General features: G+C 72.9%; 20 protein-coding genes and 2 riboswitches. Of the genes, 7 read left to right on the plus strand and 13 right to left on the minus strand.

What is annotated here, in order from left to right:
• Positions 1-42: 42 nt before the first annotated feature.
• Positions 43-1,278, plus strand: a complete 1,236-nt coding sequence (locus tag ACFYTE_RS31885) for a cytochrome P450 (protein WP_388718090.1) — start codon at positions 43-45, stop codon at positions 1,276-1,278.
• A 517-nt stretch (positions 1,279-1,795) separates the two neighbouring features.
• Here ACFYTE_RS31885 and ACFYTE_RS31890 read toward each other — a convergent pair.
• The 8 genes from ACFYTE_RS31890 to ACFYTE_RS31925 all read right to left on the minus strand — a co-directional run bounded on the left by ACFYTE_RS31890 (position 1,796) and on the right by ACFYTE_RS31925 (position 11,462).
• On the minus strand, positions 1,796-2,803 hold the full coding sequence (locus ACFYTE_RS31890; protein WP_388718093.1) for a hypothetical protein: 1,008 nt from the start codon (positions 2,801-2,803) through the stop codon (positions 1,796-1,798).
• A gap of 192 nt (positions 2,804-2,995) precedes the next feature.
• The gene (locus tag ACFYTE_RS31895; RefSeq protein ID WP_388718095.1) at positions 2,996-3,409 is read right to left on the minus strand and encodes a transglycosylase SLT domain-containing protein; all 414 of its coding nucleotides are present in this window, start codon (positions 3,407-3,409) and stop codon (positions 2,996-2,998) included.
• Between the two features lie 351 nt (positions 3,410-3,760).
• Positions 3,761-4,588 carry an ECF transporter S component gene (locus ACFYTE_RS31900; RefSeq protein WP_388718098.1) on the minus strand — a complete coding sequence of 276 codons (828 nt, stop codon included), beginning with the start codon at positions 4,586-4,588 and terminating at the stop codon, positions 3,761-3,763.
• Entirely contained in the window at positions 4,585-6,456 is a 1,872-nt protein-coding gene (locus tag ACFYTE_RS31905) for an ATP-binding cassette domain-containing protein (protein ID WP_388718101.1), read from the minus strand. The genes ACFYTE_RS31900 and ACFYTE_RS31905 overlap by 4 nt, the downstream gene beginning before the upstream one ends.
• Positions 6,453-7,529 carry a CbiQ family ECF transporter T component gene (locus ACFYTE_RS31910; RefSeq protein ID WP_388718103.1) on the minus strand — a complete coding sequence of 359 codons (1,077 nt, stop codon included), beginning with the start codon at positions 7,527-7,529 and terminating at the stop codon, positions 6,453-6,455. The genes ACFYTE_RS31905 and ACFYTE_RS31910 overlap by 4 nt, the downstream gene beginning before the upstream one ends.
• 589 nt (positions 7,530-8,118) lie before the next feature.
• On the minus strand, positions 8,119-8,769 hold the full coding sequence (locus tag ACFYTE_RS31915; RefSeq protein ID WP_388718106.1) for an SCO2322 family protein: 651 nt from the start codon (positions 8,767-8,769) through the stop codon (positions 8,119-8,121).
• A complete protein-coding gene (locus tag ACFYTE_RS31920; RefSeq protein WP_388718109.1) occupies positions 8,766-10,019 on the minus strand; it encodes a prenyltransferase/squalene oxidase repeat-containing protein in 1,254 nt (417 codons plus the stop codon). The genes ACFYTE_RS31915 and ACFYTE_RS31920 overlap by 4 nt, the downstream gene beginning before the upstream one ends.
• A 126-nt stretch (positions 10,020-10,145) precedes the next feature.
• A riboswitch (cobalamin riboswitch) is annotated at positions 10,146-10,276 on the minus strand.
• 163 nt (positions 10,277-10,439) lie between these two features.
• A complete protein-coding gene (locus tag ACFYTE_RS31925; RefSeq protein WP_388718113.1) occupies positions 10,440-11,462 on the minus strand; it encodes an MBL fold metallo-hydrolase in 1,023 nt (340 codons plus the stop codon).
• 98 nt (positions 11,463-11,560) lie between these two features.
• On the opposite strand from ACFYTE_RS31925, the gene ACFYTE_RS31930 reads away from it, so the two are divergent.
• Positions 11,561-13,018 (plus strand): aldehyde dehydrogenase, encoded by a 1,458-nt coding sequence (locus ACFYTE_RS31930; RefSeq protein ID WP_388718116.1) that lies wholly within the window; start codon positions 11,561-11,563, stop codon positions 13,016-13,018.
• A gap of 3 nt (positions 13,019-13,021) precedes the next feature.
• Positions 13,022-13,255, plus strand: a complete 234-nt coding sequence (locus ACFYTE_RS31935) for a ferredoxin (protein WP_388718119.1) — start codon at positions 13,022-13,024, stop codon at positions 13,253-13,255.
• Between the two features lie 59 nt (positions 13,256-13,314).
• A riboswitch (TPP riboswitch) is annotated at positions 13,315-13,490 on the plus strand.
• Positions 13,491-13,537: 47 nt separating this feature from the next.
• Here the strand turns inward: ACFYTE_RS31935 and ACFYTE_RS31940 are convergent.
• Positions 13,538-14,206 (minus strand): TetR family transcriptional regulator, encoded by a 669-nt coding sequence (locus ACFYTE_RS31940; protein WP_388718122.1) that lies wholly within the window; start codon positions 14,204-14,206, stop codon positions 13,538-13,540.
• A gap of 205 nt (positions 14,207-14,411) precedes the next feature.
• Here ACFYTE_RS31940 and ACFYTE_RS31945 point away from each other — a divergent pair, with 205 nt between their 5' ends.
• From ACFYTE_RS31945 to ACFYTE_RS31960, 4 genes are all read left to right on the plus strand, one after another.
• Positions 14,412-16,265 carry a glycosyltransferase family 4 protein gene (locus tag ACFYTE_RS31945; protein ID WP_388718125.1) on the plus strand — a complete coding sequence of 618 codons (1,854 nt, stop codon included), beginning with the start codon at positions 14,412-14,414 and terminating at the stop codon, positions 16,263-16,265.
• Positions 16,259-17,026 carry a methyltransferase domain-containing protein gene (locus ACFYTE_RS31950; RefSeq protein ID WP_388718128.1) on the plus strand — a complete coding sequence of 256 codons (768 nt, stop codon included), beginning with the start codon at positions 16,259-16,261 and terminating at the stop codon, positions 17,024-17,026. The genes ACFYTE_RS31945 and ACFYTE_RS31950 overlap by 7 nt, the downstream gene beginning before the upstream one ends.
• Positions 17,023-18,093, plus strand: a complete 1,071-nt coding sequence (locus ACFYTE_RS31955; RefSeq protein WP_388718132.1) for a prenyltransferase — start codon at positions 17,023-17,025, stop codon at positions 18,091-18,093. Before ACFYTE_RS31950 ends, ACFYTE_RS31955 begins: the two co-directional genes overlap by 4 nt.
• 227 nt (positions 18,094-18,320) lie before the next feature.
• Positions 18,321-18,899, plus strand: a complete 579-nt coding sequence (locus ACFYTE_RS31960) for a hypothetical protein (RefSeq protein ID WP_388718135.1) — start codon at positions 18,321-18,323, stop codon at positions 18,897-18,899.
• A 110-nt stretch (positions 18,900-19,009) separates the two neighbouring features.
• Here ACFYTE_RS31960 and ACFYTE_RS31965 read toward each other — a convergent pair whose 3' ends face one another.
• The 4 genes from ACFYTE_RS31965 to ACFYTE_RS31980 form a co-directional block, all read right to left on the minus strand.
• Positions 19,010-20,020, minus strand: a complete 1,011-nt coding sequence (locus tag ACFYTE_RS31965; RefSeq protein ID WP_388718138.1) for an LLM class F420-dependent oxidoreductase — start codon at positions 20,018-20,020, stop codon at positions 19,010-19,012.
• A 105-nt stretch (positions 20,021-20,125) separates the two neighbouring features.
• A complete protein-coding gene (locus ACFYTE_RS31970) occupies positions 20,126-20,965 on the minus strand; it encodes a DUF5336 domain-containing protein (protein WP_388718141.1) in 840 nt (279 codons plus the stop codon).
• Between the two features lie 127 nt (positions 20,966-21,092).
• Positions 21,093-22,133, minus strand: coding sequence for an N-acetylmuramoyl-L-alanine amidase (locus tag ACFYTE_RS31975; protein ID WP_388718144.1), 1,041 nt, complete (start codon positions 22,131-22,133; stop codon positions 21,093-21,095).
• A gap of 22 nt (positions 22,134-22,155) precedes the next feature.
• Complete coding sequence (locus ACFYTE_RS31980; RefSeq protein ID WP_388718147.1) at positions 22,156-22,815, minus strand: class I SAM-dependent methyltransferase; 660 nt, start codon at positions 22,813-22,815, stop codon at positions 22,156-22,158.
• Positions 22,816-23,099: the final 284 nt, after the last annotated feature.

Genomic DNA, 23,099 nt, shown 5'->3' on the forward strand with positions numbered 1-23,099 from the left:
ATTTCCTGATGGTCCGTCAGAAATGGTGGGAGTGAGCCGCTCATGCCCTGTCCCGCGCTGTCCGACGGGTTCGACTTCACCGACCCCGATCTGCTGCACCGCCGCGTGCCGCTGCCGGAGTTCGCCGAGCTGCGCCGGGCCGAGCCGGTGCGCTGGATACCGCAGCCGCACGGCCTGGCCGGATTCGCCGACGACGGCTACTGGGCCGTGACCCGGCACGAGGACGTCCGGTACGTCTCCACCCACCCGGAGATCTTCTCCTCCTCCCTGAACACCGCGATCATCCGCTTCAACGAGCACATCGAACGGGACGCCATCGACGCGCAGCGGCTGATCCTGCTCAACATGGACCCGCCCGAGCACACCAGGGTGCGGCAGATCGTGCAGCGCGGCTTCACCCCACGTGCCATCCGCGCGCTGGAGGACCGGCTGCGGGCCCGCGCGCACGCGATCGTCCAGGGCGCGCTCGCCCGCTCCGGGCCCTTCGACTTCGTCACCGAGGTCGCCTGCGAACTGCCCCTCCAGGCCATCGCGGAGCTGATCGGCGTGGCACAGGAGGACCGGTCCAAGATCTTCGACTGGTCCAACAGGATGATCGCGTACGACGATCCGGAGTACGCGATCACCGAGGAGGTCAGCACGGAGGCCGCCACCGAGATCCTCGCGTACGCCATGAACATGGCCGCCGCCCGCAAGCAGTGCCCGGCCAAGGACATCGTCAGCACTCTGGTGGCCGCCGAGGACGAGGGCAACCTCAACTCGGACGAGTTCGGCTTCTTCGTGCTGATGCTGGCGGTCGCGGGCAACGAGACCACCCGTAACGCCATCACCCACGGCATGCACGCCTTCCTCACCCACCCCGACCAGTGGGACCGCTACAAGCGCGAGCGGCCTCAGACCGCGGCGGAGGAGATCGTCCGCTGGGCGACCCCCGTCAACGCCTTCCAGCGCACCGCCACCCAGGACACCGAGCTGGGCGGGCGGCAGATCAAGAAAGGCGACCGGGTCGGCCTGTTCTACGCCTCCGCCAACCACGACCCCGACGTCTTCACGGACCCGGACGCCTTCGACATCACCCGCGACCCCAACCCGCACCTCGGCTTCGGCGGCGGCGGCCCGCACTACTGCCTCGGCAAGTCCCTGGCGGTGCTGGAGATCGACCTGATCTTCCAGGCCGTCGCGGACGCCATGCCCGACCTGAAACTGGTCGGCGACCCCCGCAGGCTCCGCTCGGCCTGGATCAACGGCGTCAAGGAACTCCAGGTAACCACCGGCTGACCACCACCCCGACGGCGCCGCGGCCGGGTTTGGTGTGGCGCTGGCGCAGCCGAGCGGCGTCGGGGCTCGCGCCCTGAAGGGGCGCGGGGAACTGCGCGAGCAACGACGACGGCGCCGCGGCCGGGTTTGGTGTGGCGCTGGCGCAGCCGAGCGGCGTCGGGGCTCGCGCCCTGAGGGGGCGCGGGGAACTGCGCGAGCAACGACGACGGCGCCGCGGCCGGGTTTGGTGTGGCGCTGGCGCAGCCGAGCGGCGTCGGGGGCCGCGCCCGGAAGGGGCGCGGGGAACTGCGCGAACGGCCACGATGGCGCCGCGGCCGGGGTTGGTGGGCTGCCGGGGGCCGGCGCGGCGCAGCCGTAGCCGAACGGTGTCGAAGCCAGCGCCGCGGGTCCGCGGGGAACTGCGCGAACGGCCACGATGGCGCCGCGGCCGGGTTTGGTGGGCTGCCGGGGGCCGGCGCGGCGCAGCCGTAGCCGGATGGTGTCGAGGCCAGCGCCGCGTCCGGGCACGGTCAAAGAATCAACGTGCCGCACGCCGCAGCTTGCGAGTCCGCGCCGCGGCCTGCTTGATCGTGCGTGAGCCGGTCTTCTGGGCGATGGCGAGGTGCTGGTCGGCCAGGACGGGGTCCGCAAGGCAGGAGCCGAGGTGGAGATGGGCCAGGGCGGCGACCGCCGGGTCGGGCGAGTTGGTGCCGACGGTGAGCAACTCCACCACGCCGTCGGTCTGGTTCGCCTCCAGGCGGCCGACCGCGAGTTCCAGCGCGGCCTTGGGCGCGTAGTCGGGATGGCCGGTGGCGTGGACGCGTTCGAGCAGGTCGCGTGACTCCTCGGCCGCTGCGGGGTCACCGCCCTCCCTGAGCAGCCCGGCGAGATTGAACGCCGCGTGCAGCGCGACGTTGGGGTGCGGGCTGCTCAGAGCGGCGCGGTAACGGTCGACCGCGGCGTCGCGCCGGCCGTTGCGGTCGAGTAGCAGGGCGAGTTCGAGCTGGGCATACGCGGTGACCACGGGGTCGCCGCAGCTGGTCGCGGCGACGAAGTGCTGCCCCGCCTCCTCCTCTTCGCCGAAACCCGCACGCAGGAAGCCGAGGTGGACGGCGGCAAGGCCCGAGGTGGTGCCGTTGCGGAGCATCATCGCCAACTGGTAATTGGCGTCGGCGTCCGCCCACTTGCGGCGGGCGTGCAGCGCCATGCCCCGCATGAGAAAGACCTCGGCGGCGATGTCCGGGTCCGGGGACTCGCCCACGCTCTGGATGCTCTTCAACGCGTCCTTCGGCTTCTTCCCGGCGATCTGCACGAGGGCGGTGACGAGTACGCCGGCCGTGCGCAGCTTCGCGCTGTCAGAGGTGGCGACGCGCGCCGCGAGGGCGGTGGCCTGCTGTACCGCGTCGACGTCGACGAAGGCACGCGCGAGTGCGAGGACGCCCGCGAAGTCGAGCCGGTCGAGGCTCTCGTCGTTGAGCAACTCGCCCGGATCGGGCAGCCGCAGCGGCCCCGGAAGACCGCCACCCCCACCTTGCACACCACTCACCACGCCACCTCCCGGTCCGTCATCTGCTTGCCGACCGCCACCGTACCCGGCACGAACGGACCAGGTGCCAGGTGGTGCGGCCTGCCAAGTCAGGCGGCCAAGTGAAGCTCTCGGTAGCCAACTCGGTGCACTGACGAGCCGCGCCCCCACGCCGTAGGGACGCGGGGGCGCGGAGGTTGCGCGGGGAGCGGCTCAGTACCAGCCGTGGGACTGCCAGAAGGTCCAGGCGGCGGTGGGGCTGCCGTAGCGGGAGTTCATGTAGTCCAGGCCCCATTTGATCTGGGTGGCCGGGTTGGACTTCCAGTCGGAGCCGGCGGTCGCCATCTTGTGGGCGGGCAGCGCCTGAACCAGACCGTAGGCGCCGGAAGAGCTGTTGGTGGCGTTGACGTTCCAGCCGCTCTCGCGTTCGACGATCTTGCTGAACGCGTTGTACTGCGCGGCGTCCGGAATCATCTGCTTCGCGATCGTCCGGGCCGAGGAGTCCGCGGCGGGCGCGGCCTGGGCGGGCGATGAGGTCAGCACCATGCCGGTGGTGGCGGCGGCCACGGCGGCGACGGCGAGGGCCTTCTTGGGGGCGGCGAAGCGGCGGACGAACGAGACGGACACGGAGAAACCTCTTGCGTTGGGGACGGGGGGCCGCCCGGTACGCGTCACCTCCGCGTTCCGCGCGGTGGGCGTACGTCGGCGCCGCGACCCGGGTGGGTACGTCGGCGCCTGGCGACGGGATCCAGAGAAACAGGCCGGAAACGTGTCCGCAATGACCCCTTTTACTAGTTGTGGCCGAAACGAGGGGAAAGGTCGCTCGTGTGATCTGGCTCGCAAGGTGCAGGTCAACGGGGGTGTGTTAGCGGACATATCGGACAAGTTGGGCTGCTATCCGGCTTCGTAGGTGACCTGGGTCATGTGGGGCGGCTCACCACACCGCCGACCGCCCGCGCACGGACGCTCACCCAGAGGTCAACGGTCCGGGGCGTCGAATGTGACCGCGGTCTCGAACGCGGCCCGCCGAGTGGCCCGGCGCAGCGCCCGCAGCAGCGCCGGACCGAGGACGAGGGTCAGCAGCACCGTGCAGACGGCCCGGCCCAGATCCCAACCGAGCGACGTGGCCAGGCAGTAGGCGACGAACCGGGCCAGGTTGGCGGGCACCGCGGCCTGCGGATCGAAGGCGATGTTCGAGGCCAGGGCGCCCATGAAGGGCCAGCCCGCGAGGTTCATGACAGTGCCGTAGGCGAACGCGGCGAAGAAGCCGTACGCCGCCAGCAGTGCGAGTTCGGCGCGCCCGCGCAGCCGGTCGGGGCCCGGGAGCAGGCCCGCGCCCATCGTGAACCAGCCCATCGCCAGCATCTGGAACGGCAGCCACGGCCCCACCCCGCCGGTCAGCAACGCGGACGCGAACATCGTGAGCGAGCCGAGTACGAAGCCGAAGCCGGGGCCCAGGACGCGTCCGCTGAGCACCATCAGGAAGAACATGGGCTCGATCCCCGCCGTGCCCGCGCCGATCGGCCGCAGCGCCGCGCCGGTCGCGGCCAGCACGCCCAGCATCGCCACCGCCTTCGGACCAAGACCCGATTCGGAGATCGCCGCCGCGACGACCGCGAGCAGCAGCACCAGCAGGCCGGCGAACAGCCACGGCGCGTCCTGCGCATGAGCGCTGATCCCCGACCCGGGCGAAGCGAGAAAGGGCCACCCGAAGGCGACCACCCCGACGGCGCCGACCAGCACGAGCGCGGCAGCGGAACGGGGCCCGATCCGGACGGCCCTCGCCTGACGAGTCGCCGCTGTCATGCCAGTGCCTCCCGTATCTGGGTCACAGTGAGCCATTCCTGCGGGGCGAGGATCTTGGTGACCTGAGGGGCGAAGGAGGGGGAGGAGACCACGATGTCGGCGGTCGGGCCGTCGGCGATCACCTCACCGTCGGCGAGCAGCACCACCCGGTGCGCCAGCTCGGCGGCCAACTCCACGTCGTGGGTGGCCAGGACGACGGCGTGCCCCTCGGCGGCGAGCCCGCGCAGCAGCGCGACCAGGCGGGCCTTGGCCGCGTAGTCCAGGCCGCGGGTCGGCTCGTCCAGCAGGAGCAGCGGCGGACGGGCGGCCAGCACCACGGCCAGCGCCAGCGCCAGCCGCTGGCCCTCGGACAGATCACGCGGATGCGTGTCGTCGGTGATCCCGGGCAGCAGCTCCGACACCAGCGCACGGCAGGTACCGGGCTCGGCACCCGCGTCCCGGTCGGCGGCGGCACACTCGGCGCCCACGGTGTCGGCGTACAGCAGATCCCGAGGCTCCTGCGGAACCAGCCCCACCCGCCGCACCAGTTCGCGCGGCGGCGTGCGGTGCGGGACGGCTCCGCCGACCCGGACACTCCCCACCCCCGGCTCAACCAACCCGACGAGTGAGTTCAACAGGGTCGACTTCCCGGCCCCGTTACGACCCATCAGAGCGACGATCTCCCCACGATCAACCCTGAGATCAACCCCCCGCAGAGCCTCAACCGCCCCCCGCCACACCCCAACCCCCCGCACCTCAGCAACACCCCCAAGACCCGCAGGCAACGCCGCACCCCAAAGGGGCGCGAGGAACTGCGCGAGCGACCCCGACGGCGCCGCGGTCGGGGGGCGGTCGGTCATGGACGGCGGGTCCGCCTGCGCCCCGACCCCGTCACCTGATTCCGCCGACGCCTGGGCAGCGCCCTGCAGGGGCGCGGGGAACTGCGCGCTCGGCCACGACGGCGCCGCAGTCGAACGACGCCGCATGAGCCGAGGCCAGCGCCGCGGTGCCGCGCTCGGCCCCGACGGCGCCGCAGTCGAAAGACGGCCAGTCACCGGCGGCGGGACCGCAACGTCGGCCAGGCGCAGCCGAAGCCGCCCAGCCCAGCGCCGCGCCTCGCGGACAGTGAGCGGCAACGGCGACCACCCCGCCAGCCGCCCCAGATCCACCACCGGCGGAAACACCGGAGACACCGCCATCACCTCAGCGGGAGCGCCCAGCACCGGCGCACCCCCCACCGAAGGCAGCAACAGCACCTGGTCGGCGTACTGAATCACCCGCTCCAGCCGATGCTCGGCCATCAGCACCGTCGTCCCCAGGTCATGCACCAGCCGCTGAAGCACCGCCAGAACCTCTTCCGCGGCGGCCGGATCCAACGCCGACGTCGGTTCGTCGAGGACCAGCACCCGCGGGTGCGGGGTGAGCACGGACCCGATGGCGACCCGCTGCCGCTGCCCACCGGACAGCGTGCCGATGTCCCGGTCCCGCAGCTCCGCCAGCCCGAGCAGATCCAGGGTCTCCTCGACCCGCCGCCGCATCACCGCCGGCGCCAGCCCCAACGACTCCATGCCGTAGGCGAGTTCGTCCTCCACGGTGTCCGTCACGAAGTGCGCGAGCGGATCCTGCCCCACCGTGCCGACGACGTCGGCGAGTTCGCGCGGCTTGTGGGTGCGGGTGTCGCGTCCCGCGACGGTGACCCGGCCGCGCAGGGTACCCCCGGTGAAGTGCGGGACGAGCCCGCTCACCGCGCCCAGCACCGTGGACTTGCCGACTCCGGACGGCCCGACGAGCAGCACGAGTTCACCCTCGGGCACCTCGAAGTCCAGGCTCTGGACGGTGGGTTCGACGGCACCGTCGTATGTCACGCTGACGTCCTCGAAGCGGATCACGACGGCTCCCTGGGGACCACGACTGCGGGAATGAGGGCGAGGAGTACGGCCGCCGCGGGCCACAGCGGCAGCGTGGGCGCGGCGAGCGGGACCACCCCGGGGTGCAGCGCCGCCGGGTTCCGGGCCGCGGCCAGGGCGAGCAGCGCGGCGACCGCGGCACCGGATGCGGCGACCAGCCAGGCCCGCGCGTTCCACGGGTCGGGCCGGTACCGGGTGCGGGTCGAGCGCCGGCCGCCGAGGCGCAGCCCGGCGAGGGCCGCGACCACCCCGGCGAGCAGCACCGGCAGCCCGTAGGTGCCGCCCTCGGCGGTGAGCAGCCCGTACGTGCCGGCGCAGACGCCGAGCAGGCCGCCCAGGGTGAGCGCGGCGGTCGTACGGCGGACGGCGACGGGCACGTCGGCGGTACGGCCGTACCCGCGGGCGTCCATCGCGGCGGCCAGCGCGACGGAGCGTTCCAGGGCGCCCTCCAGCACGGGGAGGCCGACCTGGAGCAGGCCGCGCACGCCCCGGTCCGGGCGGCCCCGCAGCCGGCGCGCGGCCCGCAGCCGCTGTACGTCCGCGATCAGGTTCGGCGCGAAGGTGAGCGCGACGACCACGGCCACGCCGATCTCGTACAGGGCGCCCGGCAGGGACTTGAGGAGACGGGCCGGGTTGGCGAGGGCGTTGGCCGCGCCGACGCAGATCAGCAGCGTGGCCAGCTTGAGGCCGTCGTACAGCGCGAACAGCAGTGACTCGGCGGTGACCCGGCCGCCGAGGCGGATGCCCTGCGCCCAGTGCGGCAGCGGGACTTCGGGGAGGGTGACGAGGACGTGCGTGCCGGGGATCGGGGAGCCGAGGACCACCGCGAAGACGAGGCGTACGACGAGCACGGCGAGCGCCAGCTTGGCGAACGCCGTGTAGGACCGGGCCCAGGGGGCGGAGCTGCGATGGGTGGCCACCACATAGCCCGCCGCCGCGACGAGCAGCCCGAGCAGCAGCGGATTGGTCGTCCGGCTGGCCCCGACCCCGAGCCCGACCGCCCACACCCACCAGGCCCCGGGATGCACGACGCTTCGCCGCCGCGACCGGGACACGGACCCCCCGCCCGAACCGACCCGCCGGCTCGCGCCGCCCTTGCGGCCCGTACGCGTACTGCCCGTGCCACGGGCGCCGCTCGTGCGGTACGACGGCTCCCGGCGAAGGCCGCCAGGCGCGTCCGCGCCGCCGGCCCCACCCGTGTGACCGCCACCCCCCGCCCCACCAGGCCGGTCCGTCCCACCAGGCCGGTCCGTCCCACCAGGCCGGTCCGTCCCACCAGGCCGGTCTGTGCCGCTGGGCTGGTCCGTGCCGCTGGGCTGGTCTGTGGCGCCAGGCCGGTCTGTGCCGCTGGGCTGGTCCGTGCCGCTGGGCTGGTCTGTGGCGCCAGGCTGGTCTGTGCCGCTGGGCTGGTCTGTGGCGCCAGGCCGGTCTGTGCCGCTGGGCTGGTCTGTGGCGCCAGGCCGGTCTGTGCCGCTGGGCTGGTCTGTGTCGCCAGGCCGGTCCGTGCCGCTGGGCTGGTCTGTGCCGCCAAGCTGGTCTGTGCCGCTGGGCTGGTCTGTGGCGCCGGGTCGGTCTGTGCCACCGTCTGTGCCGGCGGGCCGGTCCGTGCCGGGGGTGCCGTGCGGTGGCTGGCGGGCAGGGCGGTTACGCATGGTGGCGTCGGCGGGCCTGCCAGACGGCTGCCGTGCCGAGCAGGACGACCGCGGCCACGCCCGCCCACAAACCGATCGACGGGCCGCCGTCCTCGGTGGCCGCGGGCCGCTTCGCGGCGGACGTCGGCTTGTCACCGGCGGACGCCACCTGCTCGCCGCAGCCCTTGCGCGGGTATCCGGCGATCGCGCACAGCATGGCGTTGGCGTCGTAGCGCAGCGGCCCGGCGACCGCCGCCAGCGCCTCCGCCGTCGTCGCGTCGGGTGCGACGACCGCGCAGGCGGTCCGCGCCTTCGGCGGCGTCTCGCCCTCGGCCGCGTCCGCCGCCGTACCGAAGTCGAGGACCAGCGCCACCCGCTTGCGGCCCTCCCGCTCCGGCGTCTGCGCGCAGATCGTGTCGAAGCCGGCCGCACCGCGCGGGCGCGTGGCGTCGCCGGAGTCCTCGCTCACCGCGAACCGGAAGCCCTGCACGGCACCGTCCGCGGGCCGGGCCGTCGACGGGCCCTCGGTGGCGTACGTCCACCGGTCGCCCGCGCGCTCCCAGAAGGACCAGTAGCGGTAGCCGACGGCCTGCGCCTGGCCCGCGGCGCCCCAGACCAGGAGCGCGGCCAGCAGCAGGAGCGCGCCGCGCCGCACGCCGGTCACAGCTGCTGCTGCTTTCTGCGGCTGCTGATCAGGAAGCCGATGCCGGCGCCCGCGGCCAGACCGGAGCCGACCATCCACCACAGGCTGGTACCCGAGCCGCCGTCGTCCTTCGTGCCGGACGCGTCGGCCGCCTTCGTCGCCTCGGCGGTCTGCGGCGCCGGGCCGGTCGCGTTGAGCGCCCGCACCAGGTCCGTACCGCCGAAGTCCCGCGGGTCCGCGCCGGCGGCATGCGCCGCGAAGATCAACTGGGCGTACCCGGCCGGCCCGCTCTGCTTCGCCCAGGCCGCCGCGTTCTTCTCCAGCCACGCCAACGGCTTCGCCGCCCGCTGCGCACCGCCCTGCGCGGCGAGCGCGACGACCGCGTCGGCCGTGTTGCCGTAGTCGGGCTGCTCGGGGGCGCCGGCCAGCGCGGACGTGAGGTGGCCGTCCTCGGCGACGGCCTTCGCGAGATACCCGGCGCCGTTGGCCGCGGCCTGTTCGGGGGTGAGCGGGTCCGAGTCCACGCACCCCGTGCCGGACTCCTTGCCGGACTCTTTGCCGGACGCCTGGTCCGGCTTGCCCGTCTTCGCGTCGAGGCCCGCGCCCAGGGCGCCCACCACGGCCGCCGCGGTGGCGTCCGCGTTGGCGGTCAACGCGCCCTTCTTGTCCGGCTGGTAGGCGAAGGCGCCCGCGCCTTCTCCTGTGCAGGGCAGGGCCAGCTTCAGCAGCGCGTCGTACGGCGACCTGCCGCCCTTGGCGACCTCCGCAGGCCGCTCACCGGCCGCCGCGAGCGCGCCGATGACCACGGCCGTGGAGTTCGCGTCGCTCGCGCCACCCGGTGCGTAGGCCCAGCCGCCGTCCTCGTTCTGCACCGACTTCAGCCAGGTCACCGCCTTGCCGGTGGCGTCCTCGTGCCCGCCGAGCGCCGCCAGCGCCTGGACGGCGGCGGCCGTGCTGTTGGTGTCGGTCATCACCTTGGCGTCGCAGGCCCGCGCGGGCTCGGCGCGGAAGGCGGCGAACGCGCCGTTCGCGCACTGCTGTCCGGTCAGCCAGTCGACCGCCTTGGCGGCGGGCGTCACGGACACCGTGCGCTGCGCGAGCAGCGCCAGCGACTGCCGCCAGACGCCGTCGTACTTCGGATCCGAGTCGCCGTACAGCCCGGACGGGAGCACCGTCGACGAGGACGGCGACGGGCTCGCGGCCAGGGCGGGCGCGGCGGCGGCGAGCACGCCGACGGAGGCCAGGGCCGCTGCGCTACGGCGGACGTTCATGGTCGGCGGGTGCCTCTCTTCGCGGTCGGTTCGCGAGGAAGCCGGGCAGCACGGGACACCCCGGGCGGCTCGGGCCCCGTAAACCTCGACGGTGCCGTGCGCGGCGGGTGCCGACGCACGTGAGCCGGTCAACGTTCCGCCCGGGGCAGTCCGGCTCACCGGACCTGAAAGTCCGGCTCACGGTTGCGGGTCAGCGCCGGAATTGCACCGGCTTCCCCCCACACGGATGTGATGACACCCCACCCACTCTACCGACCCCCCTCGGGACCCCCCGAGGCGGACGTCCACAGCAGCGCCCCAAAGGGGCGCGGGGAACTGCGCGCCCAGCCAAACCAAACCCGCACCCGCCCACCGACAATTCGAGGCACCCCAGTAGGCGCACCCGCCCCAAACGCACCCGCACCCAGCGAGGCGAGCTGTTCAGCCGGTCCGTACGTAAGCCACCGGCCAGGCACCCGGGACCGGTTCAGCCCGCCCCTGCTCAACCAGGCGGCGCAAGTGCGCCTCGGCCTCCGAGACGGCGATGTTGCGGGACGCGGGCGGGATCTCCGGCCAGGGCCGGTTCCACTCCATCCGCTCGGCCAGCTGCCACGGAGTGAGCGGTACGGCGAGCAGCGCCAGCAGACCACCCAGCCGTTCCTCATGATGCGCAAGCAACTCCCGCACCCGGCCGGCCGCATCGGTGAACGCGTGCTGGTGGGCCGGCAGCACCTCGGCGGGGGCGAGCCGGCCGACCCGCTCCAGCGAGTCGAGATAGTCCCCGAGCGGATCGGTCACGGTCGCGTCGTCCGGGTCCTCGTACAGCCCGATGTGCGGGGTGATCTCCGGGAGCAGATGGTCGCCGGAGAACAGGCGGCCGTGGCCGGGCAGTCCGGCGGGATGCTCCTCCTCCAGGTGGAGACAGACGTGACCGGGCGTGTGCCCCGGCGTCCAGACGGCCCGCAGCCGGCGGCCCGGCAGGTCGAGGAGTTCGCCGGGGACGATCTCCCGGTCGGGCAGGGCGGGGGACAGCCGCGGCACGGAGCGGGGGGAGCGCAGCGGCGCGAGATGGTCCTCGGGGGCGCCGGCCGCCGCGAGCTTGGCGCTCATGTAGGCGAACCACCGCTCGGGGCGGGCCTCTCGGGTGCGCCGTACCACCGCCGTGTCGGCCGCGTGCATCGCCACCCACGCGCCGGACGCCTCCCGCACCCGCCCGGACAGCCCGTGGTGGTCGGGGTGGTGATGGGTGATGACGACCCCGTGCACCTCCCGCACGGACGTCCCGCAGGCGATCAGCCCCGCGACCAGCGTGTCCCACGACCCGGGGTCGTCCCACCCGGTGTCGACCAGCACCGGCCCGCGATCGGTGTCCACGACGTACACAAGCGTGTGCCCCAGCGGATTATCCGGAATAGGCACAGCCACGGCCCCCACACCCCCACCGTGATCAAACGTTTTCACCATCGTCCGCCCTCCCGGCCCCATGACCATTGCCCACTATAACTAGAACTGGTATCAGTTCTGAAACAGCGTCAGAAACTTGCCGCAGGAGGCAGTCGGCCATGACCGAGCTCGTGGAACACGGACAGCTGTTCATCGGCGGGGAGTTGACCGAACCCCTGGGCGAGGGCGTCATCGAGGTGGTCTCGCCGCACACCGAGGAGGTCATCGGCCGGGTGCCGCACGCGTCCGCGGCCGACGTGGACCGGGCCGTGGCCGCCGCGCGGACCGCGTTCGACGAGGGGCCCTGGCCGCGCACGACGCTCGACGAGCGGATCGCGGTCGTCACCCGCATCAAGGACGGCATCGCCGCCCGGCACGAGGAGATCGCCCGCGTGATCTCCGCCGAGAACGGGTCGCCGTACTCATGGAGCGTCCTCGCGCAGGCGCTCGGCGCGATGATGGTGTGGGACGCGGCGATCACCGTCGCCCGCGGCCACACGTACGAGGAGACACGCGACGGGGTGCTCGGGAAGATCATGGTGCGGCGCGAACCGGTCGGCGTGGTCGCGGCCGTGGTCCCGTGGAACGTCCCGCAGTTCGTCGCCGCCGCCAAGCTGGCGCCCGCCCTGCTCGCCGGCTGCACGGTGGTCCTCAAGCCGTCCCCCGAGTCCCCGCTGGACGCCTACCTCCTCGGCGAGATCACCCGCGAGGCCGGGCTGCCGGACGGCGTGCTGTCGATCCTGCCCGCCGACCGCGAGGTCAGCGAGTACCTGGTCGGGCACCCCGGCATCGACAAGGTCGCCTTCACCGGCTCGGTGGCCGCGGGCCGGCGGGTCATGGAGGTGGCCGCCCGCAACCTCACTCGCGTCACCCTGGAACTCGGCGGCAAGTCGGCGGCCGTCGTGCTGCCGGACGCGGACGTCGAGACCACGGTCGCGGGCATCGTCCCGGCGGCCTGGATGAACAACGGGCAGGCGTGCGTGGCGCAGACCCGCATCCTGCTGCCCCGCTCCCGCTACGACGAGTTCGCGGACGCCTTCGCGCGGGCCGCGAGCGCGCTCACGGTCGGCGACCCGCTGGACCCGGCCACCCAGGTGGGCCCGCTGGTCGCCCGGCGCCAGCAGCAGCGCAACCTCGACTACATCCGCATCGGCCAGGAGGAGGGCGCCAAGATCCTCACCGGCGGCGGCCGGCCGGCGGGCCTGGAGCGCGGCTGGTACGTCGAGCCGACGCTCTTCGGCGACGTCGACAACTCCATGCGGATCGCCCGCGAGGAGATCTTCGGACCGGTCATCTGCCTGCTGCCGTACGGCGACGAGTCCGAGGCGTTGAAGATCGCCAACGACTCCGAGTACGGGCTGTCCGGCAGCGTGTGGACGGCCGACACCGCGCACGGCATCGAGGTCGCCCGGCAGGTGCGTACCGGAACGTACTCGGTCAACACCTTCAGCCTGGACATGCTCGGCCCGTTCGGCGGCTACAAGAACTCCGGTCTGGGGCGGGAGTTCGGGCCCGAGGGCTACGACGCCTACCTGGAGCACAAGATGATCCATCTGCCGGCGGGCTGGGAGGCGTAGGCGATGGGCGACCGCTGGCACGTCGAGGTCGACCGCTCCGTCTGCATCGGCTCCGCCCAGTGCGTTCACCACGCCCCCGACGGCTTCCGTCTCGACACCGCGCGCCAGTCCCGGCCGGTCGAGGCGGACACCGACGCCAACGAGCAGGTGCTGGCGGCGGCGGAGAGCTGCCCCGTGGAGGCCATCGTGATCACGCTGTCGGCGGGCGGGGAGCCGGTGTTTCCGCCCGAAGAGTAAATTTTTCCCTTCCGGGGGGTTCCATCTTGTATGGACGGTTTTATGCTGGAAGAGGCCTACGAGGCGAGTGAGGGAGTTCGACCGGAGTAGCCGACTCGGGCGCGACGCGCAAGCATCCGCCGGGGCCGACGTCGACGGTCGGGCTGAGAGGCCGGAAGGCAGTGGTTGGGCCGGAAGGCGACCTCCATCACCTGATCCGGACAATACCGGCGAAGGGAACCCGTCTCGTAGGTTCTATTTCTGCGCCGGTGCTGCTTCTGCGCCGGTACTTCTGCGCCGGTCCTACTTCTGCTTCTGCCCCGCGCGCGCCGTGTGCTGCCCCTCGGGGGCCGTCAGGTCGATCAGCCGGCACACCGTCTCGATGTCGATCTTGACCTGGGCGATGGAGGCGCGGCCCGACAGCCAGGTGATCAGCGCCGAGTGCCAGGTGTGCTCGATGACGCGGACCGCCGACAACTGCTCCGCGGTGGGATTCTCCAGGCCCATCGCGTCCAGCACGATCGCCGTGGTCTGCCGGGACACCTGGTCCACCTCGGGGCTCACACTGCGATCCGCGAAGGTCAGGGCGCGCACCATCGCGTCCGCCAGATGCGGCTCGCGCTGAAGGGCGCGGAAGGCCCGCATCAGCGTCTCCGCGACCCGCTCGGCCGCCGTGTCGCCCGTCGGGGGCTTGCGGCCCAGCGTGCCGTGCAGATGCTCCAACTGGGCCTGCATCGTGGCGACCAGTAGATGCACCTTGGAGGGGAAGTAGCGGTAGAGCGTGCCGAGCGCCACCTGGGAGGACTCGGCGACCTCCCGCATCTGCACCGCGTCGAAGCCGCCCCGGCTGGCCAGCTGCGCGCTCGCGTGCAGGATCCGGCGGCGGCGGGCCTCCTGCCGCTCTGTTAGGGGCGACGAGGCCGGCTGCCTCGATGGGGCGGCGCTCGCGTCCGCCTTGGCTTGCGCAGGCATGGGTCCCGCTCCGTGACTGTCGGTGAAGGCTGCTGATCGCACAGCATGGTAGGCGGGCCGTGGCGTGAATCACCCGTACCAGTGCTCACAGCACCCCTACCTGCCGGTAGATTCAGAGCTTCTTGAACGATCAAGTCTGAAACTTGTTCTAGATTAGCGTCCCGGCGTAATCTCGCGGGACACCGCAGGGAGAAGGGGGCCCAGAGTGACCGCTGAGGCCAGGGATGCGGGTGCTTCAGAGGACCCCGCAGCCGACGGCGAGCGACCGCTCCACATCGCGCTTCTCACCTACAAAGGGAACCCGTTCTGCGGCGGACAGGGCGTCTACGTACGGCACCTCTCCCGCGAGCTGGCCCGCCTCGGGCACCGCGTCGAGGTCATCGGCTCCCAGCCCTACCCCGTCCTCGACGGGGGACTGCCCGGACTCACCCTGACCGAACTGCCCAGCCTCGACCTCTACCGCCAGCCCGACCCCTTCCGCACCCCCCGGTGGGACGAGTACCGGGACTGGATCGACGCCCTCGAAGTCGGCACGATGTGGACCGGCGGCTTCCCCGAACCGCTCACCTTCTCGCTCCGCGCCCGCCGCTATCTGCGCGCCCGGCGCGGCGCGTTCGACGTCGTGCACGACAACCAGACCCTCGGCTACGGGCTGTTGGGCGACATCGGCGCGCCCCTGGTCACCACCGTGCACCACCCCATCACCGTGGACCGGCAGTTGGAGCTGGACGCCGCCGAGGGCCGGCGCCGCCGCCTCTCGGTGCGCCGCTGGTACGGCTTCACCCGCATGCAGAAACGCGTCGCCCGCCGCCTGCCGTCGATCCTCACCGTCTCCGGCACCTCACGCCAGGAGATCGTCGATCACCTCGGTGTCCGCGACGACCGGGTGCACGTCGTCCACATCGGCGCCGACACCGACCTGTTCGCGCCCGATCCGTCCGTGCCCGTCGTGCCCGGCCGGATCGTGACCACGTCCAGCGCCGACGTGCCGCTCAAGGGCCTCGTCTTCCTCGTGGAGGCGCTGGCGAAGGTGCGCACCGAGCACCCGGCCGCGCATCTCGTCGTCGTCGGCAAGCGGGCCGAGGCCGGGCCGGTCGCCCAGGCCATCGAACGGTACGGCCTGGCGGGCGCCGTCGAGTTCGTCAAGGGCATCACGGACGCCGAGCTGGTCGACCTGGTCCGCTCCGCGCAGGTGGCCTGCGTGCCGTCGCTGTACGAGGGCTTCTCGCTGCCCGCCGCGGAGGCCATGGCCACCGGCACCCCGCTGGTCGCCACCACCGGCGGCGCGATCCCCGAGGTGGCCGGGCGCGACGGCGAGACGTGCCTTGCGGTGCCGCCCGGCGACGCGGGGGCGCTGGCCGCTGGGCTGAGCCGGCTCCTCGGCGACCCCGGCCTGCGCGCCCGCCTCGGCGCGGCGGGCCGCGCCCGGATCCTCCACCACTTCACTTGGACCCGCGCGGCCGAGGGCACGGTGGCCCACTACCGCGAGGCCATCACCCACGCAACGGCTCCGCCGGGGGCCGGTGCCGGCGACGGGACGGCTGCACCGAGACCCACCCGGACCGCTCGCGCAGCGACCCCCCAAGACGCCGCTCCAACCCCCGACGCAACGACCTCACCAGCCACGTCTTCCGCCGCTGGCACGGCAGCTTTACCCGGTGCCGGTTCGGTCGCTGGCGCGGTGGTTTCGGGTGGTGGTTCTTCTGCCGCCGGCGGGGTGGCGGAGTCGGGGGCTGGTTCTTCCGCTGGCGCGGCAGCCTTGCCCGGTGCCGGTTCGGTCGGTGGCGTGGCGGTTTCGGGTGGTGGTTCTTCTGCCGCCGGCGGGGTGGTCGAGTCGGGGGCTGGTTCTTCTGCCGGCGCGGCGGTTTCGCGGGGTGGCGGTCCTGCCGCCCGCCCGGCGGGCTCGGCGAGTGCCGGTTCGGTCGCTCGCGGGGCGGGTTCGCCTCCCGTCGGTTCCTCTCGCGGTGCGGCGGAGCCGGGGGGTGTCGACGCCGTTGTTCAGGGTGTTGTCGGTGGGGCTGATGTTGATCTCGATTGTGAAAGCAGGGCCACGTGCTGACCGTTGACTTCAGTCGGTTTCCGGTTGCCCAGGGGGACCGTGTTCTGGATCTCGGCTGTGGAGCCGGGCGGCATGCCTTCGAGTGCTATCGGCGGGGCGCACGGGTCGTGGCGCTGGACCGCAACGGCGAGGAGATCCGCGAGGTCGCCAAGTGGTTCGCGGCCATGCGGGAGGCGGGCGAGGCCCCGGCGGGCGCCACCGCAACGGCCATGGAGGGCGACGCCCTCGCGCTGCCCTTCCCCGACGAGTCCTTCGACGTCGTCATCATCTCCGAGGTGATGGAGCACATCCCCGACGACAAGGGCGTACTCGCCGAGATGGTGCGGGTGCTGAAACCGGGCGGCCGCATCGCGATCACCGTCCCGCGCTACGGCCCCGAGAAGGTCTGCTGGGCGCTGTCCGACGCCTACCACGAGGTCGAGGGCGGCCACATCCGCATCTACCGCGCCGACGAACTGCTCGCCAAGATCCGCGGAGCGGGCCTGCGGCCGTACGGCTCCCACCACGCCCACGCCCTGCACTCCCCGTACTGGTGGCTGAAGTGCGCCTTCGGCGTCGACAACGACAAGGCGCTGCCGGTGCAGGCGTACCACAAGCTGCTGGTCTGGGACATCATGAAGAAACCGCTCGCCACCCGGCTCGCCGAGCGCACGCTGAACCCGCTGATCGGCAAGAGCTTCGTGGCCTATGCGACCAAGCCCCACCTGCCCCCGCTGCCGCGGAGCACCCCGGCCGAGGGCACCGAGGCGGCCACCCGGTGACCACGCCCCGGACAGAACACCTCGTCCTGCCCGGGGTCCTCACCGCCGAGCAGGCCGCCGCGACCGTGCGCGGCATCCTCGGCGTACAGCGGGAGGACGGCGCGATCCCCTGGTTCCGCGGGCACCATCTCGACCCGTGGGACCACACCGAGGCCGCCATGGCCCTCGACGCGGCCGGCGAACACGACGCGGCGGAGCGGGCCTACACCTGGCTGGCCCGGCACCAGAACGACGACGGCTCCTGGTACGCCGCCTACGCGGACGGCGCGTACGACGACGTCACGGACCGGGCCCGCGAGTCCAACTTCGTCGCGTACATAGCCGTCGGGGTCTGGCACCACTACCTCGCCACCGGCGACGACGCCTTCCTCGACCGCATGTGGCCGACCGTACGCGCGGCGCTGGAATGGGTGCTGCTGCTGCAACGGCCCGGCGGCCAGATCGGCTGGCGGCGCGAGCACGACGGCACCGCGACCGCCGACGCGCTGCTCACCGGCAGCTCCTCCATCCACCACGCCCTGCGCTGCGCGCTCGCCATCGCCGAACAGCGCGAAGAGACCCAACCTGACTGGGAGTTGGCTCTGGGCGCGGTGCGCCACGCGATCCGCAGGCACCCCGAGCGCTTCCTCGACAAGAGCCGCTACTCGATGGACTGGTACTACCCGATCCTGGGTGGCGCGCTGCCCGCCGAGGAGGCCAAGTCCCGTATGGAGGAGGGCTGGGACCGCTTCGTGGTGCCGGGCCTCGGCGTCCGCTGCGTGGTGCCCAACCCCTGGGTCACCGGCGGGGAGTCCGCCGAACTCGCCCTGGCCCTGTGGGCGATGGGCGAGTCCGACCGCGCGCTGGACATACTCCAGTCCATCCAGCATCTGCGCGACCCGGCCACCGGCCTGTACTGGACCGGCTATGTCTTCGACGACGACACCGTCTGGCCCCGTGAACTCACCACGTGGACGGCGGGGTCCCTGCTGCTCGCGGTGGCCGCGCTCGGCGGCCATGAGGCCACCTGCGCCGTGTTCGGCGGGGCCCGGCTGCCCCACGGCCTGGCCCCCGACTGTTGCGTCTGAGCGGGTCCGGCGCCCCGAAGGGGCGCGGGGCTGTATCGATATACGGCTCCGCCGCGATGGGGGTCCCCCTGTTCGAGCACGTTCCGCGGTGAAACGCAGAAGGTGAAGACTGAACGGTCGCGCCCCGAGTGGCGTAGTCGGCGCCGGAGGGTGAGGCTGCCGGGAGAGACCTTTTTCCGGTCGGGAGAGAACCGTCTGCTCGGGGAGAACATCCCGGAGGAAAACCCGTGACTGTACCGATGCGGCGCCTCGTCGTCGCACTCACCGTGTGCTGCGCCCTGCTGGCCGGCGCCACCGCCTGCGGGAGCGGCCAGACCGCCACCCGGGACACGCACGCGGCGGTGATCGTCGCCGCGACGCCCAGTCCCAGCACGTCCGCGGAACGGCAGAAGTTCGCCAAGACCCGGTTCGTGGTGAACGCCGGACTCGCGGCCGGGGCGACGTACAAGTGGATCGTGAAGCCCGCCAGGGAGGGCAAGTTCAAGAAGGGCGCGCCGGGCCGTAAGACCGCGCTGGTCAAGGCGGGGCTCGCGGGCGCGTTCTCGTACAACCGGCTGAAGGCGGCCGTGCGCAACGCCAAGGGCGATCCCGCGCTCGCCAAGGCCCTGGCCCCGCTCAGCGCGGGCATCGCCGGGCTCAAGGACCTGCCGGCCAAGCTGCGCAAGGGCGACGGCTCCAGCGACCAGGCGGCCGACTCCTACAACAACCTCATCAACCAGGTGAAGGACGCCGGCCGGAGCCAGGGTGCCGTGGTGCACGACAAGGTACCGTCGAACTCCCAACTGGTCACCGGCGCCAAGAGCTGAGCGAGCGCGGGGAGTTGTCGGCGGCCAGGTTGTCGTCCGTCGGCTACGGCGGTGTTGTGGCTGGTCGCGCGGTTTCCGGCGCCACTGCGGGGCGCCGCTCCCCGCCGCGGCTAGGAGTTGAGGTCCGCCAGCGTGCGGAGGGTGTGGGGGTCCTGGGTCAGGGCCAGCAGGTCGGTCACCGGGCCCTTGCGCCAGGACTCCAGGCGTTCGGCGATCCGTTCGCGGGGGCCGACCAGGGAGATCTCGTCGGCGAACGCGTCGGGCACAGCCCGTACGGCCTCCTCGCGGCGGCCGGACAGGAACAGTTCCTGGATCCGCCGGGCCTCCTCCGCGTACCCCATGCGCGCCATCAGGTCGGCGTGGAAGTTGCGGGCCGCGTGCCCCATGCCGCCGATGTAGAAGCCGAGCATGGCCTTGACGGGGAGCAGCCCCTCGGCGACATCGGCGCACACCCTGACCTGCGCCATGGGGGCGACCAGAAAGCCCTCGGGCAGGTCGTGGACGGCGGGTCCGTACACCTCGGGCCGGCTGGGCGCCCAGTACAGCGGCAGCCAGCCGTCCGCGATCCGGGTCGTCTGGGCGACGTTCTTCGGGCCCTCGGCGCCGAGCAGCACCGGCAGGTCCGGGCGCAGCGGGTGGGTGATCGGCTTGAGCGGCTTGCCCAGGCCGGTGGCGTCCGGGCCGCGGTAGGGCAGCGGGTGGAAGCGGCCGTCCGCGGCCACCGGCGCCGCCCGGCGCAGCACCTGCCGTACGACGTCGACGTACTCCCGGGTCGCGGTCAGCGGCGAGCGCGGGAACGGGCGGCCGTACCAGCCCTCCACCACCTGCGGCCCCGACAGCCCGAGGCCCAGCAGCAGCCGCCCGCCGGAGAGGTGGTCCAGGGTGAGGGCGTGCATCGCGGTGGTGGTGGGGGAGCGGGCCGCCATCTGGGCGACCGCCGTACCCAGCCGGATCCGTGCGGTGTGCGCGGCGATCCAGGCCAGCGGGGTGAACGCGTCGGAGCCCCAGGACTCCGCGGTCCACACCGAGTCGTAGCCGAGCCGTTCCGCCTCCCGGGCCAGCGGCAGATGGTGCGCGCAGGGGCCGCGCCCCCAGTAGCCGAGTGCCAGACCGAGCCGCATGCCCGCCTCCTGACGATCCGTCAGACAACGGGGTGACTGTACGGCAACGGCCCCCCGCCCGGAAGGGCGAGGGGCCGGATGCGACGGCCGTGGACCGGCGGCGGCTCAGCCGCGCTGGATGCCGGAGGTGTCCTGGAGCACGCCACGGCGGCCGTCCTGGGTCTGCGCGACCAGCTGCGCCCCGCGCTGCTCGACCGCCAGATACCAGGTGCCCGGCGCCAGTTCGGCGATCGGGGCCGGCGAGCCGTCCTCGGCGAACAGCGGCCGCGGCACCGGCACGGCGAACCAGAACGGCGAGAACTCCGCGGCCTGGGCCTGCTGTTGCGGGGCCGGCGGCTGCTGGCCGAACGGCTGGCCCTGCTGCGGGTGGCCTTGCTGCGGCTGGCCCTGCTGTGGCTGCCCGCCGTACGGCTGCTGCGCGGCGCCGGGGTAGCCGTAACCGCCCTGGGGCTGCGCGCCGTAGGGCTGCGGCGCGGCCGGCTTGGGGGCCGGGACCAGACCGGCCTGGAGGGCGGGCACGAGCGGGCTGGCGATGGCCGCCGCCGCCATCACCAGGGTGGCGATGAGGGCGAGTACGAGACCGATGCCGGCGCTCGGGCCCTTGAAGGTGCCGCCCATGTTGTCCCCGGCACCCGCCGGGTCGAAGACGTTGCCGAGCGCGCTCCACGCGGCGAAGACCGTGAAGGCCACGCCGAACGGACCGAGGTCGAGGCCGGCCACCTTGGGGGGCTGCGGCAGCAGCCGGGTGAGGACGAGGAGCGCGGCGCCGATGATCCCCGCGAGAACGACACTGAACAGGACCGGTCCGCTCGCCCACAGGCTCGGCAGGTCGATGTTGTTCGGTACCCCGTCGTACGAGTAGTTGTCGAGGAACGACGCGATGAACAGCAACACCGCTGCTCCGATCACCACGCCGTCGCCCCTAGTGAGGGAGCGGATATTCACTTCAGGTCCTTCGTAGGTCGTCTCGTCGTCAGTGGAGGCGTCGCTGTCACCGTGTCGCCCTCAGGGCCCGGTGCGAAGCGCGGGGGGTGTGCCCCTCATCGTAGGGCCGACCTTATCGTCCGTACGATCACGGTGTCCGCCCGGTGGGGCCCGCGCGGCCCTGCCCGCGCAGGAAACTCACGATTCCCTCAGAGATCCCCTCCGCCGCCTTCTGCCGCCAGGCGCCGCTGGTCAACAATGCCGCGTCCTTGCTATCGCGCATGTTGCCGCACTCGATGAAGACCTTCGGAACCGTTGACAGATTGAGACCGCCCAGGTCCTCGCGTGTGACGAGACCGGTGCCGCCGCCGACGTAGTTGGACGGCGCGCTGCCCGTGGCGTGCACGAAGTTGCCCGCGATCCGCTCGCCGAGGTCACGGGAGGGGCCGACGATCGGACGGGTGTCCGCGCCGCCCGCGTGCACCGAGCCCGGCAGGATCACATGGAACCCGCGGTTGCCCGCCGCCGAGCCGTCCGCGTGGATGGAGACGGCCGCGTCCGCGTGCGCGGTGTTGCCGATCCGCGCCCGCTCGTCCACGCACGGCCCCCACGGGGGCTCGTCCCGGTCGTGGGTCAGCTTCACCGTGGCACCCTGCTGCTCCAGCAGCGTGCGCAGCCGGTGGGACACGTCCAGGGTGAACTCCGCCTCCGGATAGCCGTCGTCGGTGGCCGTGCCGGTCGTGTCGCACTCCTTGCGACTCGTACCGATATCGACCGTACGGCTGATTTCTGCCGTGTGCCGGAAGTTGCCCAGATTGTGCCCGGGGTCGATGACGACCACCTTGCCCGCGAGCGGCCCGGAGCCGGCGGGGCCCGTCGCCGCGGGCGTCGGCTTGGCGTCGTCGCGCGGGGAGGACCGGGCCGGCGAGGGATCGGGCGAGCCCGTCGACGGCGCCGAGCGTCCGGCGGACGCCGAGGACGTGGCCGCGCCGGGCGTGGCCGCGCCGGGCGTGGCCGCGGGGGGCGTGGCCGCGCCGCCCGCGGCGGCGGAGCCGCCCGAGCCGCCCACCGTCTGGTACACGAGCCAGCCGAGCAGCGCGGCGGCGACCAGGGCGGCCAGCGTCACCGTGAGCGGGCGCCGGGAGCGGCGCGGCCGCGGGGGTTCGAAGTCGGGGCCTACGTACGACACGGGTGCGACTCTAACGTCGTGCTCAGATCCCCGTCCCCGTTCGCCGCAGCACGCGCAGCGAACCGTGCGCCGTCACCTCGGTGAACGCGCCGGACTCCAGGGCCCTGAGCCAGATCCGGTACGGGGCCTGGCCGGTGAACTCGTCCACCGGGTCCGGGAACACGTCGTGGACGGCGAGCAGGCCGCCTTCGGCCACCCACGGGGCCCAGCCCTCGTAGTCGGCGGTGGCGTGCTCGTCGGTGTGGCCGCCGTCGACGAAGACGAGCCCGAGCGGAGAGTTCCACAGGGCGGCGATCCGCGGTGAGCGGCCGACCAGGGCGACCACGTGCTCCTCCAGGCCCGCCCGGTGCAGCGTCCTGCGGAACGTGGGCAGGGTGTCCATCAGGCCGGTCTCGGGATCGACCGTCTCCGGGTCGTGGTACTCCCAGCCCGGCTGCTGCTCCTCGCTGCCGCGGTGGTGGTCCACGGTGAGCGCGCTGACCCCGCCCTGCCGGGCGGCGTCCGCGAGCAGCACCGTCGAGCGTCCGCAGTAGGTGCCGACCTCCAGCAGCGGCAGGCCCAGCCGGCCGGCCTCGACGGCCGCCGCGTACAGTGCCAGCCCCTCGTCCCGGGGCATGAACCCCTTCGCCGCCTCGAACGCGGCCAGGATCTCGGGCTTCGGTGCCGGCGCTGCCGCGGGCATGGGGGGTCCTCTCGGTCGGTGCCGGGTGTACGGCCGCCCATGCTGCCGCATGGCTGCCGCCGGCTTGACGGGGGGACCTGGCCTTGCGTTGTCGGGTTTCTGCGGCGCCGTCGTGGTTGAGCGCGCAGTTCCCCGCGCCCCTGCGGGGCGCCTGCGCCGCCGGGTTTCTGCGGCGCCGTCGTGGCTGGGTGCGCAGGGCGGTTTCTAGGGATCGTCGCAACACTTGGTCGTGTTGGTCAGGCTGTGAGTAGTTTATGCAGGCGCTCGGCTGGGGTTTCCCAGCC

Origin of the sequence: Streptomyces sp. NPDC004629 (assembly GCF_042873595.1) — a bacterium.
In the GTDB taxonomy this organism is placed as follows: Bacteria; Actinomycetota; Actinomycetes; order Streptomycetales; family Streptomycetaceae; genus Streptomyces.